The organism is Niallia sp. FSL W8-0954, from assembly GCF_038005605.1.
GTDB lineage: Bacteria > Bacillota > Bacilli > Bacillales > Cytobacillaceae > Niallia > Niallia circulans_A.
The window spans coordinates 2,707,415-2,721,182 of record NZ_JBBOTN010000001.1 but is presented as its reverse complement, the minus strand read 5'-3'; the positions used below and the strand labels follow the sequence as shown (position 1 = coordinate 2,721,182).

Here is a 13,768-nt window from a genome sequence, read left to right as displayed (position 1 = left end):
TAAAATGGATGTATTTGAGACAAAAAGACTGTTGCTAAGAGGGTGGAGGGAAGCGGATTATAAAGATTTATATGAATATGCGCAAAAGGAAGAGGTAGGTCCGTTTGCTGGCTGGCCACCCCATAAAAGTGAACAAGAAAGTAAAGAAGTAATCCGCTATTTTTTACAGAATGAAAATTCTTATGCGATTGTGTGGAAAGAAGAGAATAAGGTGATTGGAAGTATTGGTTTTCATGAACGAACGCCTGATACTAAACTCTCTCATTTAGCACAGCGTGAAGTAGGATTTGCTCTTAATCCCCGGTATTGGGGAAGAGGGATCGTTCCAGAAGCAGTCAATTATCTGTTAGAATTTGGATTTGAACACTTGTGTTTGGATTTAATATGGTGTGGTCATTTTGATTTTAATACGAAGTCAAGACGAGTAAATGAAAAATGTGGATTTCATTATAAATTCCAGAAAACCAACCGCTATAAACTTTTTGATAACCAATTAATTACAAGCGTTTATTATTGTATGACAAAAGAGGAGTATTTTAAAAAGTTACAAGAACCTTCAGCAAGTCAAGTGTATCCCATACAAATCAAGTAAGAAGCACATAATAGAGACCGCTTCCCTAAAGGTGGAAGTGAATAATGAATAGGCTGCCTCGAACTTATCGGGCAGCTTTTTTGTATGAATTTTGGTAATTAAAAAGCACTTCGATCAAAACATTTAATTAATAGGGGGATATTAAAGACGGATAGAGGAAATTAATCCAAAAAAAAGTCGCTTCATAGAAGCGAAAAGAGACATTGGATTAAAGATTGAATCGATAACTATATATAGTGTGATTTTATAAAAAAAACAACTATATATTGATTTGATAGTATCATACAATTTATTTTTACGCAATTATTTTCTATTAAATTAATCTAGGAAACAATGAGTAATACAATATAAAACAAGAGGATAAATCCTATGCCGAATAGTATTAGGTATTTCGTCCACATCGAGGAAAGCTTTTTTCGCTCTCGATTTTTAGTAAAGCCAATAAAAGATAGAGTGTTTTTGTATAACACAAAATAAATCAAGGCAAATCCTATATATTGTAAAATAAACAATCCTGTTAAAGACTGCTTTCCCTTTAAAAATTCCACATTAGGAAATGAGTAACCAGTAATAAGTTTTATAATCGTATCGTTAACTGTTCCGAAAATGGCAAATAAAAGGACCGCAGAAAATAGTATTTTAACAAAGTCTAAATAATAATAAGAAATTCTCTTCATATATTCCTTCCTTTTCTTTTGTAAATATTTTTCTCACCAGAACACAGAATACCATAAACAACGAGGAAATGATAAAGGAAATTCTATCTGTGTTGAACATTTAGTGCTGCGATTTTCGTAAAATCGGTAAATTAAAAGAGATAATTTAGGGAAAAATAATGATAGTTTTAAAAGGGAGAACAATAAAAAAATTCATATTATACTAAAAACGTTCACAAAACGTCAAAAATATGATAATATTTGATTGTTTTTGAAAGAAAATGCTTGAAATGTGAAATCGTTTACAGTATGATGTTCTTAAATTAAGTTGTTTTTTAATGAGGGTAAAAATCATATTTATCGTAATCCTGTTTAGTTAAGGTTAATCACCTCAAAGAAAATGACATAATCCCAAGACATACCCTAAAAGGGAGCGTGATAATCTTGTTAACACCTGAAAGGCATGAACTTATTTTACAATTACTGAAACAACATAGTGTTGTGAAAATTCAAGATTTGATAGATGTTTTGAATACTTCAGAATCCACCATCAGACGCGATTTAACTCAATTAGAGCAAGAAGGGTTCTTGAAACGGGTGCATGGTGGAGCAGCTAGGCTCCAAAGGAAAATAACGGAGCAGAGTATGAGTGAAAAAGCGTTCAAAAACCTCCAAGAGAAAAAAATGATTGCGGCATACGCAGCAAAGCTAGTAGAAGATGGAGATAGTATATATTTGGATGCTGGTTCAACCATTAAAGAAATGATTCCATTCTTAAAGAATCGAGACATTGTTGTGGTAACGAACGGACTTACGCATATGACAAGCTTACTTGAAGCTCGTATTCAAACCTATATAACAGGTGGTTATGTCAAAGAAAAAACAAACGCGTTAGTCGGTCGTGGCGCATTATTAAGTCTTGATAACTATCGATTCGATAAATGCTTTATGGGTGTCAATGGTATTCATCCTGAATATGGGTATACTACTGCTGATCAAGAAGAAGCAATGGTGAAAAGCAAAGCATTATCATTATCAAGAGAAGCTTTTTTTGTCGCAGATGATAGTAAATTTTCCGAAGTTTACTTTGCAAAGATAGCTGATTTGCACAATGCTTCTATTATTACTAACTATCTGGATGAAGAGGTAAACGATTTATATTCAAGGAAAACTAGCATAAAGGTTGTGAAAGAATGATTTATACCCTAACTTTAAATCCTTCTGTCGATTATATAATCGAAGTGGCAGAAGTGCATTTAGGAGAACTAAATCGCTTAGAAAAAACAAGTAAATTTGCAGGTGGAAAAGGAATAAATGTTTCAAGAGTGTTAAAAAAAATGGGCGTGCAAAGTAAAGCGTTAGGATTTGTCGGCGGATTTACTGGAAGCTTTATTGAAACACAACTATTATCAGAAATGATTGAAACAGATTTTGTGAAAGTAGAAGAAGATACACGTATCAATGTGAAGTTAAAGAGTGATACAGAAACAGAATTAAACGCAAATGGTCCCGCTATTTCTGAAGTAAAGTTTCAGGAATTGAAAGAGAAGATTGCTGCTCTAACGTCAGAAGATCTACTAGTTTTAGCTGGAAGTGTTCCGTCTACTCTTCCTAAAACCACCTATGAAGAGCTAGTCAAAATCTGTCACGCAAATAATGTTTCTTTCGTCGTAGATGCAGAAGGTGAATTATTAAAAGCAGTCTTGCCTTATCAACCGTTTTTAATCAAGCCTAATCATCATGAACTGGGTGAATTGTTTGGGGTAACTATTTCGACTCCAGAAGAAGCGATCCCGTATGGAAAAAAACTATTGGAAATGGGAGCGCAAAATGTGATCGTCTCTTTAGCAGGTGATGGCGCAGTCTTGATTACTCAACACGAAGAAATTATTAGTACGGTTCCGAAAGGGCAAGTGAAAAGCTCAGTTGGCGCAGGAGATAGCATGGTAGCAGGCTTCTTATCTAAATATGAGGAGACACAGGATATAAAAGAATCCTTCCGCTATAGTATTGCCTCAGGAAGTGCGACTGCTTTTTCAATTGGATTATGTACAAAGGAAAAGGTAGAAGAGCTTCTTCCGCAAGTCCAAGTACAATCATAATCGATACACACCATTTCATAAGAAAGATAGATGAAAGTGGATAAAAATATAAATAAAAAGGGAGCGTTATGGAATGAAAATTACTGAATTATTAACGCAAGAGACTATCCTTTTGAATATTGAAGGAAATGGTAAGCTTGATGCCATTAATCAGTTAGTGGATATTCTTCATTCAGCGGGGAAATTAACAGATAGAGAAACGTATAAGCAAGCGATTTTAAATAGAGAAGAGCAAAGTACAACGGGAATTGGCGAAGGAATAGCAATTCCCCATGCAAAAACGAGTGCTGTAAAAACTGCTGCTATTGCGTTTGGGCGATCAAGCAGTGGTGTCGATTATGAATCATTAGATGGACAGCCGGCGAATTTATTTTTTATGATTGCTGCACCAGATGGAGCTAACAATACTCATCTCGAAGCACTTTCAAGACTATCTACACTATTGCTTAAAGAAGAAGTGCGCAGTAAGTTATTAACTGCAACTACAAAACAAGATGTAATATCAATAATTGACAGCTATGATGTAGAGGAAGAAACGGTTGACGAAAATATTGCCGATAAGAAGAATTTTATTGTGGCAGTAACTGCTTGTCCAACCGGTATTGCTCATACTTACATGGCAGCAGATTCATTAAAGGCAAAAGCAGCTGAAATGGGTGTTGATATTAAAGTTGAAACAAATGGTTCCGGTGGGGCAAAGAATGTTCTGACAGCAGAGGAAATTGACAAAGCAACAGCTGTAATTGTTGCTGCTGATACAAAAGTGCAAATGGAACGCTTCAACGGGAAACATGTGGTTGAAACACCTGTTGCAGATGGTATTCGAAAACCTGAGGAATTAATCAATCGCGCTATTAACCAGCAAGCACCGGTATATAACGGTGGATCAGGCTCTAATTCCGGCGAAGTTAACACAGGAAAAAAAGGCATTGGTAGTCAAATTTACAAACACTTAATGAACGGTGTTTCGAACATGCTGCCATTTGTTGTTGGTGGCGGAATACTAATTGCTATTTCCTTTATGTTTGGTTATAACTCAGCTGATCCGAATGACCCGAGTTATAATGCTTTTGCTGCTGTTATTAAATATATTGGTGGCGATAATGCCTTTGCATTATTAGTGCCAGTTCTTGCTGGTTTTATCGCGATGAGTATCGCAGATCGCCCAGGTTTTGCTCCTGGTATGGTTGCAGGATTTATGGCTGCTCAAGGTGGTGCTGGTTTTCTTGGTGGATTAATTGGCGGATTCTTAGCTGGTTATTTAGTTATCGGTCTAAAGAAAGTGTTAGAAGTACTTCCTAGATCATTAGAAGGAATTAAAACGATTCTACTTTACCCATTACTAGGAATTTTCTTTACTGGCCTTATTATGAATTATGTGATTATGGAACCTGTTGCAGCTATTAACACTGGTATGACAAATTGGCTGTCAAATATTGGTACGGGTAATGCCGTCTTCTTAGGAATTATCTTAGGGGCAATGATGGCGATTGATATGGGTGGACCAATCAATAAATCGGCATATGTTTTTGGAACAGGGCTAATTGCAAACGGTGTATTTGAGCCAATGGCTGCTATTATGGCTGGTGGAATGGTACCGCCATTAGCAATTGCTTTAGCAACAGTTTTATTTAAAAAGAAATTTACAAAGCAAGAAAAGGATGCAGGTTTAACAAACTTTATTATGGGTCTTTCCTTTATTACAGAAGGTGCTATTCCTTTTGCAGCAGGTGATCCGTTACGCGTTATACCATCTGTTGCAGTTGGTGCGGCAGTTACGGGTGGACTATCAATGTTCTTCCATATCGGTTTAAGAGCACCACACGGCGGTGTGTTCGTAGTTGGATTGGTTGATGGAAATCCATGGCTATACCTATTGGCTATTGTAATAGGGGCGATCATATCAGCTTTATTGTTAGGATTAGTAAAGAAGCCTGTTCAACAAAAATAAGTATAGAAAAAGCTGTAAATTGACTTTACTCGTTAATTTACAGCTTTTTTAATATGATCAAAGAACTGATGGAAGTTTTTCTATTGGTTTATTTTATTTTCTTTCTTTTCTTCTTGACCATCCACGTACTTTAAACGAAAGAAGGCAGCGATCGCAGCGATTAATGTGATTGCACTTAGTAAATAAAATTGTAAATGGTCGATATGCTTCATTAAAATTGCCATAATAGGTGGTCCTGCAGCGACTCCGATAAACCGCATACTGCTATATATACTTGTGATGGTTCCTCTTTCTTTTTTTTCAATTCCCTCCGTAATAAGGGCATCAAGAGGTGGTAAACTAGCACCAATGCCAATGCCAGCCACTGTAAGAAAGAGAATGATAAACCACATATTGTCCGAGAAGTTGAGTGCAATCGTACCAATAATGATTGCAAGCAATCCAATAAAAGTAATCCAGCGCATTAAGTTTTTGTCTTTTTTAATTTTTTTCCCGGTAATATAGGAAGTAAGACATAAAGCACCAAGCGGTATAGCAAGATAGAGCCCTTTTTTAACATTTTTTATATGATATTTTTTTTCTAATATATCTGATAGGTAAAACATTTCGGCAAATAATACAAACATAACGATTACCCCAATAAAGAAAATGGCATAGAGCCATTTTTTATCTTTATGCATTGTTTCTTTTGTATGCTGAATAAATTCCTTAAATGGTGCAGGTTTTTCTTTACTTTTTGGTGATTTTACAAAGATCAAAATCAAAACGATGGAAACCAAACAGAAGACAGGAATAGACATAAATGGGATGAACCAAATAAATCCTGCCAAAAAAGCTCCAAGAATGGGACTAAGTACTTTCCCAAAAGTGTTAGCTGTTTCAATAACTCCTAAAGTACTACTAACTTGTTCTTCATCCTTAAACAAATCACCTACTAGTGGCAATACTATTGGGAAGGCCCCAGCTGCTCCAACACCTTGAAGAGCCCGTCCAATAAGGATAATCCAGTAACTGTTATCCATCAGCCATGCAGCTAAACCAGAAATTACACCGCCAACACCTGCGATTATTAGGCTGGGGATAATCACTCGTTTACGACCGATACGATCAGATAGATATCCTGCCACTGGAATTAATATGATCGCTAAAACGGAATAGACTGTAATAATCATACTAACTTGAAAAGAGGATATATCCAGCTTTTTTTCAATCGAAGGCAATACTGGAATCAGCATACTGTTTCCAAGGGTCATTACTAATGGGATGGAAGAAAGTGAGAATATCGCCATTTTTGAAACCTTGACATTTTGCTTCTTCGCTGTCTTTTGTGCTTTGTTTGTAAGGTTTACTATGTTTTTATCATCATTTACATGATCCATTTTCATTCTCCCTGCTTTCAAATAGTTAACTATAGTTAATATGTACAGTCATGGCAAAAAATAAAGCATTTTCTTTCATCCAAAAACTGGATTTCATTATTTGGTTTACAAGCACTTTTCGTACAATAATATGGTATGATGAAATAAAAATAGTGGTGGTGTTTAATTAGTGGGGAAAATTATCACACTTAGTATTGGGAAGGAAAAAACATTTATATGGAAAAATAAAAGTATTTCTTCCGCGATTGGCAAAGAAAAAGTGAGTGAAGTCAGTCTAACATTTGATGGTTTTGTAGGCGATGGTGTTGCTAATCCAGCATTTCATGGTGGCAAGGAAAGGGCTGTCTGTTATTATCCTTTTGAACATTATAAAAAATGGGAAGACGAATTTAAAACAAAAATAAATCCTCCGGCGTTGGGGGAAAATATATGCGGAACGGAATTCACAGAAAAAAATACATATATTGGGGACATTTTTTCTTTAGGAAATGCTATTGTTCAGGTAACACAAGGAAGAGTACCATGTTCAACCATTTCAAAATATAATCAGATTGATCCATTTTTAAGTAGAATTGTGGAAACTTGTTATACCGGCTATTTTTTTAAGGTATTAGAAGAAGGCGTAGTCAGCGAACATTCTACGATGGAGCTAATAGAACGTCCGCAGAACAAGATATCAGTTTGGGACGCAACAAAAGTAATGCTTCTTGATCGTACAAATAAAGAAGCAATGCTTTCCATCCTGCAAATTGACGAATTAGCAGAAGATTGGAAGAATCGCTATAGAAAGGCACTTCAAAAAGTAAAATAAATTTTTGGGGAAAATGGTTGACTTTTATGTGAGAGTTCACTATTATGTAATTAACATATCGAACGGCAATGATGAAGAGTAGTATCTTTATTGAAAACGTCAGAGAGCTGGTGGTTGGTGTGAACCAGTGTGGACGATAAAGAGAATGGACTTCTGAGCTTCTAAACCGAACCAACCTTTGTAGTAGGCTTTAGCGAACGTCTCATCGTTACAAGAGACAGAAATTTGTCTAATAAAGACTGATTTCTTAAAGTGAGCTTAATTTTATTAAGCTAATGAAGGTGGCACCACGGGTTTCTCGTCCTTTTTATAGGAGAGAGACCCTTTTTTATTTTCAAAAAAATATGGCAAAACAATGAGGAAGAGTAGTAAGTATAAGAAAGATGTTAAAGAGAGTCGGTGGCTGCTGTGAACCGATACATTGATTATACTGAATGGACTTCTGAGTGGGGGCTTGAAAAAGAAGTAGGGCCTGACGGTATCCCCCGTTACTGGGATAGAGTATAATATTGTACTCGTAAAGAGAGAGTGAAGCTTCGCTCTAACCAGAGGTGGTACCGCGGTTTATGAATCGTCCTCTATTTGCAAATAACAATGCAAATAGGGGACTTTTTTTATAGAATTTTATAGATGAGCACTTTTCAAAAGCATCTGACTAGGAGGATTTATGATGGAAAATAGCATTTTGTTAATCGATGAAATCCAAGGAGATACACTGACACCCATTAGTATTTATCAAAGATTGTCTGGAAAAAAGAAATTTTTGCTCGAAAGCTCATTAAAACATGAAGATTCTGGAAGATTTTCTATCATTGGCTGCGATCCAACCTTTGAAGTTATAGGGAAAGGATTGGAAACAACTATTGTGGAAGGGGAAAAGCGAGAACAAAGAAAAGGAAGAGCACTCGATTTTATTAACGAATTTTTACCTGAAAACAAAGCGACGCTTCCCTTTCAACTACCAGTTAATGCGGGAGCATTTGGATATGTTGGGTATGACAATATCAGACTATATGAAAACATTGGCCCAGAAGCAAAGGATGAAATCGGGATTCCAGATGTGCATCTAATGTTTTTTGAAGATTTGGTAATTTTTGATCATTCAGAACTTAAAGTTTATTTAATTGCTAGCCCATTAAAGCACACAACAACGGAAAAAGAGTTAAAGTTCCGCCTTCAGATAAGAAAGTTAGAGATTACTGCACCATATAAAGAAGATTCACCTGAAGTAAAGGTAACTCCCTTTCAAGCAAGTATATCAAAAGAACAATTTATGGAGAAAGTGAAGAAAGCAAAACAATATATTTTAGAAGGAGACATCTTTCAAGTAGTTCCATCGCAGAGAATGACAGCTGAGATAGAAGGATCACCATTTTCTTATTATCGTAAATTGCGTATCAAAAATCAGTCCCCTTATATGTATTTCTTTGATTTTGAAGATTATGCAGTGCTCGGAAGTTCTCCTGAGAGCTTAATTAAAGCCGTAAATGGCAAAGTCATTACCAATCCTATTGCAGGTACAAGACCAAGAGGTAAGACGAAGGAAGAAGATATCCAGTTAGAACAAGATTTACTATTGGATGAAAAAGAATTGGCGGAACATAAAATGCTTGTTGACTTAGCAAGGAATGATGTTGGGAAAGTGAGTAATTTTGGCAGTATTGCGATAGATAAATATATAAAAGTAGAAAAGTTTAAGCATGTTATGCACCTCGTATCGGAAGTAAGTGGAGAATTAAAGAAGGATTACTCGTGTGTAGATGCTTTAATTTCTTGCTTGCCTGCGGGAACAGTGTCAGGTGCACCTAAAATTAGGGCAATGCAAATTATAAATGAATTAGAAGGAACAAAACGAGGTATTTATTCTGGAGCTGTTGGCTATTTTTCCCAAAATGGGAATATGGACTTTGCTTTAGCAATTCGCACGATGGTTATTAAAGGCAAAAAGGCATTCATTCAAGCTGGAGCAGGAATTGTTCATGACTCTATTCCAGAAAAGGAATATGAAGAAACAATCCATAAATTAAAATTATTTTTGGAGGGACAACATGATTTTATTAGTCGATAATTATGATTCTTTTACGTATAACTTATTTCAATATTTAGGGGAGCTGGGAGAAGAGATAAAGGTTGTTCGAAATGATGAAATAACTGTAGAGGAAATTCGGACATTAAATCCTCATGGAATTGTTTTGTCTCCTGGACCAGGCAGGCCAGAAAATGCAGGCATCTTAATCGAACTTATCCAATCCCTTTATCAAGAATATCCAATTTTAGGGATTTGCTTAGGGCATCAGGCAATTGGATATGCCTTCGGTTCTGAGATAGTAAAGGCAGTAAATGTCATGCATGGAAAGACATCGACTTTACGAGTTACTGGTCATCCCTTTTTTCATGCTATGGAGGAACCGATTGAAGTGATGCGTTATCACTCTCTTGTTATTAAAAAAGGTACATTAACGAAGGAATTTGAGGTTTTGGCTAGTTCAACAGATGACCATGAAATTATGGCGATCAAACATAAAGATTATCCGTTGTATGGCTATCAATTCCATCCAGAATCGATTGGGACCGAGAGCGGCAAGCAATTTTTGCAAAATTTTATCAATGAAACTCGAGAGGAAGTGGAGAGATGAAACAATATGTGGAGAAAATCATGGCTAATGAATCATTAACTGAAACAGAAATGGAAGGGGCCGCTGATCTTCTTTTTTCTGATGACATTACCGATACAGAAATTGCTGCTTTTATGACAAGTTTAAAAATGAAGGGAGAAACAGTGGAAGAGATCGTGGGTATTGTAAAAGCCGTTCGTAAACAAACATTGTCTTTTGCTGAGCCTGTCAGTGGATGTATCGATAATTGTGGAACAGGTGGAGACAAATCACAAAGCTTCAATATTAGCAGCACGTCGGCATTTGTGTTAGCTGGAGCTGGAATTCCTGTCGCTAAACACGGAAATCGCAGTATTTCTAGTAAGACGGGAAGTGCAGATGTATTAGAAGAGCTTGGCATTAAGCTAAATATCACTCCAGAACAAAACATGCAGCAATTAGAAGAAGTTGGGATCACTTTCTTGTTCGCGCAACATGTGCAGCCGAAAATGGGGAGAATTATGAAGGTTCGCCGAGAATTAAGACTTCCAACTATATTCAATCTAATTGGTCCATTAACCAACCCAATTTCTTTGGAAAGCCAGGTGTTAGGGATATACAGAAGTGATTTATTGCTTACCTTTGCGGAAAGCTTACGGAAACTTGGTAGAAAACGAGCAGTTGTATTAAATGGAGCAGGTGGAATGGATGAAGCTTCCCTGCAAGGCGATAATCAGCTTGTCATTTTACAAAATGGAAGAATAGAGAAAATCGTCCTTACTCCAGATGATGTTAATCTGCCATATTATACAAATCAACAAATACGTGGAGGCGATGCTAAGGAAAACGCAGCTATTTTATTAAAAGTGTTGAAAGGAGAAAAAGGTGCATATCGAGATACAATCCTATTAAACGCAGGCATTGGTATCTATACAGCTGGAAGAGCGGAAAGTATTGGAGAGGGAGTCCATATAGCAAAGAAAAGCATTGACTCTGGAGCCGCACTTTATAAGTTAAACCAATTAGTAGAGGTTAGTAAAGAATTGGAAGGGGCAGGGATTTAAGTGACAACCATATTAGATAAAATTATTACAAAAAAAAGAGAAACAATTGCTGACCTTTATGAGAGAAAAGAAGTACTGCATACGAAAAAGCATTCTTTTAAAAAAAGATCCTTTACAGAGAAACTGAAGGATGCGGAAAAGTTAGCAATTATAGCTGAGTTTAAACGGGCATCCCCATCAAAAGGGGATATAAATATCGATAAAGATCCGAAGGAACAGACGAAAATGTATGAAATATATGGTGCAGATGCCATTTCTGTTTTAACGGATACCCCATTTTTTAAAGGCACATATGAGGATTTGGCGGAAGTAAGAGAAACAGTAAATCTGCCGATTCTCTGCAAGGATTTTATCGTCGATAAAATTCAAATTGATTTTGCGAAATATTATGGAGCGGACATTATCCTATTAATTGCTGCAGCTTTAAAAGATAATGAACTTCATGAGTTATATACGTATGCAACAGAAATTGGTCTGGAAGTGTTATTAGAGGTTCACAATGAAGAAGAGCTAGAAAGAGCTTTGAAGACAAAGGCGCAATTAATTGGGGTCAATAATCGGAATTTAAAAACATTTGAAGTAACATTAGATACTACCGAGAAACTGGCAGGGAAAATTAAAGAAAGTGGCAGGTATATGATTAGTGAAAGTGGCATCTCCACATATACAGATATCCAAAAAGTTAGTGCAAGCGGAGCAAATGCTATTTTAGTAGGGGAAAGTTTTATGAAAGCAGCGGATCTTGAAACAAAAATGAAAGAAATGAAAGTGTCTATAAGGGCGGAGATAGAATGAATGTAAAAATTTGCGGAATTACAACAATAGAAGCAGCAGCATGTGCTGTTAGCTATGGTGCAAGTGCAATCGGTTTTGTATTTGCAAATAGTAAAAGAAAAATAAGCGAAGAAGAGGCTAAGGATATTATCGCTACTCTTCCTAAAGATTTAATGAAGGTAGGCGTTTTTGTCAATGAGTCCAAAGAAAATATAATGAAAATTGTGAATGTTACAGGCATCAATGTAATTCAGCTTCATGGTGATGAAACGGCAGAATTCGCAGCAAGTTTTTCCTTGCCAATCATTAAAGCATTTAGTATTTCCACGCCAGAGGATTTAAAACAAGTGGCAGCATATCCTTGTGACTATGCACTACTTGATAGCCCGAGAGGAAAGTATCATGGCGGAAATGGAATAGCGTTTGATTGGAATTTGATAAAGGATTATGACTTTGGCAATAAAAAAGTTATTCTTGCCGGCGGTCTAAACGAAAATAATCTTACGGAAGCAATAGAAACCACCCATCCATTTATGGTCGATGTAAGCAGCGGCGTGGAGACAGATGGCGAGAAAGATTTAGAAAAAATAAGAGTTTTTTTAGAATTAGCAAAAACTGTTCAAATTTAAGAAAAGAGGGAGCTTATTATGACAGAAACTTATGTTTATCCAGATAATAGAGGCCATTTTGGAAGGTATGGAGGTAGATATGTTCCGGAAACTCTGATGCTGGCAGTGACAGAGCTTGAAGCGGAATATAAAAAGGCACAAGAAGACCCTGCTTTTCATGAAGAATTAAATAATCTCTTAAAGGATTATGTAGGCAGAGAAACACCGCTATATTATGCAGAAAATCTTACAAAATATGCTGGCGGTGCAAAAATCTATTTGAAAAGAGAGGATCTAAATCATACTGGTGCTCATAAAATTAACAACTCTCTTGGGCAAGCACTTCTTGCAAAAAGAATGGGCAAAAAGAAAGTTGTTGCAGAAACAGGAGCAGGCCAACATGGAGTAGCAACGGCGACAGCATGTGCCTTATTAAATTTAGAATGTACGATTTTCATGGGAGAAGAGGACATTCGAAGACAGAAATTAAATGTCTTTCGAATGGAGTTATTAGGCGCAAAGGTTGTTAGTGTTACATCCGGAAGTGCTACCTTAAAAGATGCGTGTAATGAAGCCTTACGTTATTGGGTAACAAATGTGATAGATACTCATTATATCCTTGGGTCAGTTATGGGACCACACCCATTTCCGATGATGGTACGTGACTTTCAAAGTGTTATTGGTAAAGAAGCGAAAAAACAATACATCGAAAAAATTGGCAGGCTACCTGAGGCGATTGTGGCATGTATTGGCGGCGGCAGTAACGCAATGGGAATATTTTATCCATTTATTGAAGAGGAAAGTGTCGCTTTACATGGAGTAGAGGCTTCAGGACATGGCCTTGATACAGATAAACATGCTGCATCATTGTCGAAAGGAAAACCAGGTGTTTTACATGGTTCATATATGTACTTATTACAAAATGAAGACGGTCAAATCCAAGAGGCACACTCTATTTCAGCTGGTTTAGATTATCCTGGTATCGGTCCTGAACATAGCTTTCTACATGATATCGGACGTGCTAACTATGAATCTGTTACAGATGACGAAGCCTTTGAAGCACTACAATTACTATGTAAGATCGAAGGAATTATCCCTGCTTTAGAAAGTGCGCATGCCATTAGTTATGCAGTAAAACTTGCAGCGAAGATGGATAAAGAGGAAGGCATTATTGTTTGTTTATCTGGTAGAGGAGATAAGGATGTAAATACAGTTATGGAAAGAATGGGGGAGTAAG

Annotated in this window: 13 protein-coding genes and 2 other annotated features; of the genes, 11 read left to right on the top strand and 2 right to left on the bottom strand. The window is 36.4% G+C overall.

Annotated elements, in window-relative coordinates; translation table 11 throughout:
• Positions 1-4 precede the first annotated feature (4 nt).
• A complete protein-coding gene (locus NX902_RS13310; RefSeq protein WP_163186808.1) occupies positions 5-592 on the top strand; it encodes a GNAT family N-acetyltransferase in 588 nt (195 codons plus the stop codon).
• Between the two features lie 323 nt (positions 593-915).
• Here the strand turns inward: NX902_RS13310 and NX902_RS13305 are convergent, their stop codons facing one another.
• Positions 916-1,269, bottom strand: a complete 354-nt coding sequence (locus tag NX902_RS13305; RefSeq protein WP_123257743.1) for a hypothetical protein — start codon at positions 1,267-1,269, stop codon at positions 916-918.
• A 423-nt stretch (positions 1,270-1,692) separates the two neighbouring features.
• Here NX902_RS13305 and NX902_RS13300 point away from each other — a divergent pair, with 423 nt between their 5' ends.
• From NX902_RS13300 to NX902_RS13290, 3 genes are all read left to right on the top strand, one after another.
• On the top strand, positions 1,693-2,445 hold the full coding sequence (locus tag NX902_RS13300; protein WP_095328936.1) for a DeoR/GlpR family DNA-binding transcription regulator: 753 nt from the start codon (positions 1,693-1,695) through the stop codon (positions 2,443-2,445).
• On the top strand, positions 2,442-3,350 hold the full coding sequence (gene pfkB, locus NX902_RS13295) for a 1-phosphofructokinase (protein WP_095328935.1): 909 nt from the start codon (positions 2,442-2,444) through the stop codon (positions 3,348-3,350). Before NX902_RS13300 ends, pfkB begins: the two co-directional genes overlap by 4 nt.
• Before the next feature lie 73 nt (positions 3,351-3,423).
• Positions 3,424-5,301 carry a PTS fructose transporter subunit IIABC gene (locus tag NX902_RS13290; protein ID WP_123257742.1) on the top strand — a complete coding sequence of 626 codons (1,878 nt, stop codon included), beginning with the start codon at positions 3,424-3,426 and terminating at the stop codon, positions 5,299-5,301.
• Positions 5,302-5,381: 80 nt separating this feature from the next.
• Here NX902_RS13290 and NX902_RS13285 read toward each other — a convergent pair whose 3' ends face one another.
• Positions 5,382-6,680, bottom strand: a complete 1,299-nt coding sequence (locus tag NX902_RS13285; protein WP_123259377.1) for an MFS transporter — start codon at positions 6,678-6,680, stop codon at positions 5,382-5,384.
• 169 nt (positions 6,681-6,849) lie between these two features.
• On the opposite strand from NX902_RS13285, the gene NX902_RS13280 reads away from it, so the two are divergent.
• From NX902_RS13280 to trpB, 7 genes are all read left to right on the top strand, one after another.
• On the top strand, positions 6,850-7,491 hold the full coding sequence (locus NX902_RS13280; RefSeq protein WP_123259378.1) for an MOSC domain-containing protein: 642 nt from the start codon (positions 6,850-6,852) through the stop codon (positions 7,489-7,491).
• A gap of 59 nt (positions 7,492-7,550) precedes the next feature.
• Positions 7,551-7,800: a binding site (T-box leader), on the top strand.
• 37 nt (positions 7,801-7,837) lie between these two features.
• Positions 7,838-8,073 (top strand) — a binding site (T-box leader).
• Positions 8,074-8,161: 88 nt separating this feature from the next.
• Positions 8,162-9,559, top strand: coding sequence for an anthranilate synthase component I (gene trpE / locus NX902_RS13275; RefSeq protein WP_341160769.1), 1,398 nt, complete (start codon positions 8,162-8,164; stop codon positions 9,557-9,559).
• On the top strand, positions 9,540-10,127 hold the full coding sequence (locus NX902_RS13270; RefSeq protein WP_341160768.1) for an anthranilate synthase component II: 588 nt from the start codon (positions 9,540-9,542) through the stop codon (positions 10,125-10,127). Before trpE ends, NX902_RS13270 begins: the two co-directional genes overlap by 20 nt.
• Positions 10,124-11,149, top strand: a complete 1,026-nt coding sequence (trpD, locus tag NX902_RS13265; protein ID WP_341160767.1) for an anthranilate phosphoribosyltransferase — start codon at positions 10,124-10,126, stop codon at positions 11,147-11,149. The genes NX902_RS13270 and trpD overlap by 4 nt, the downstream gene beginning before the upstream one ends.
• A complete protein-coding gene (gene trpC / locus NX902_RS13260) occupies positions 11,150-11,944 on the top strand; it encodes an indole-3-glycerol phosphate synthase TrpC (RefSeq protein ID WP_123259382.1) in 795 nt (264 codons plus the stop codon). It begins immediately after the preceding gene.
• Positions 11,941-12,552, top strand: coding sequence for a phosphoribosylanthranilate isomerase (locus NX902_RS13255; RefSeq protein WP_123259383.1), 612 nt, complete (start codon positions 11,941-11,943; stop codon positions 12,550-12,552). The genes trpC and NX902_RS13255 overlap by 4 nt, the downstream gene beginning before the upstream one ends.
• Before the next feature lie 18 nt (positions 12,553-12,570).
• Positions 12,571-13,767 carry a tryptophan synthase subunit beta gene (trpB, locus tag NX902_RS13250; RefSeq protein WP_123257735.1) on the top strand — a complete coding sequence of 399 codons (1,197 nt, stop codon included), beginning with the start codon at positions 12,571-12,573 and terminating at the stop codon, positions 13,765-13,767.
• Position 13,768 lies beyond the last annotated feature (1 nt).

Bases quoted from the DNA above. Each gene is read 5' to 3' on its own strand.
- NX902_RS13255 (WP_123259383.1), top strand. From the start codon at position 11,941: ATGAATGTAAAAATTTGCGGAATTACAACAATAGAAGCAGCAGCATGT.
- pfkB (WP_095328935.1), top strand. From the start codon at position 2,442: ATGATTTATACCCTAACTTTAAATCCTTCTGTCGATTATATAATCGAA.
- NX902_RS13310 (WP_163186808.1), top strand. From the start codon at position 5: ATGGATGTATTTGAGACAAAAAGACTGTTGCTAAGAGGGTGGAGGGAA.
- NX902_RS13270 (WP_341160768.1), top strand. From the start codon at position 9,540: ATGATTTTATTAGTCGATAATTATGATTCTTTTACGTATAACTTATTT.
- NX902_RS13290 (WP_123257742.1), top strand. From the start codon at position 3,424: ATGAAAATTACTGAATTATTAACGCAAGAGACTATCCTTTTGAATATT.
- trpD (WP_341160767.1), top strand. From the start codon at position 10,124: ATGAAACAATATGTGGAGAAAATCATGGCTAATGAATCATTAACTGAA.
- NX902_RS13285 (WP_123259377.1), bottom strand. From the start codon at position 6,680: ATGGATCATGTAAATGATGATAAAAACATAGTAAACCTTACAAACAAA.
- trpB (WP_123257735.1), top strand. From the start codon at position 12,571: ATGACAGAAACTTATGTTTATCCAGATAATAGAGGCCATTTTGGAAGG.
- NX902_RS13305 (WP_123257743.1), bottom strand. From the start codon at position 1,269: ATGAAGAGAATTTCTTATTATTATTTAGACTTTGTTAAAATACTATTT.
- trpE (WP_341160769.1), top strand. From the start codon at position 8,162: ATGGAAAATAGCATTTTGTTAATCGATGAAATCCAAGGAGATACACTG.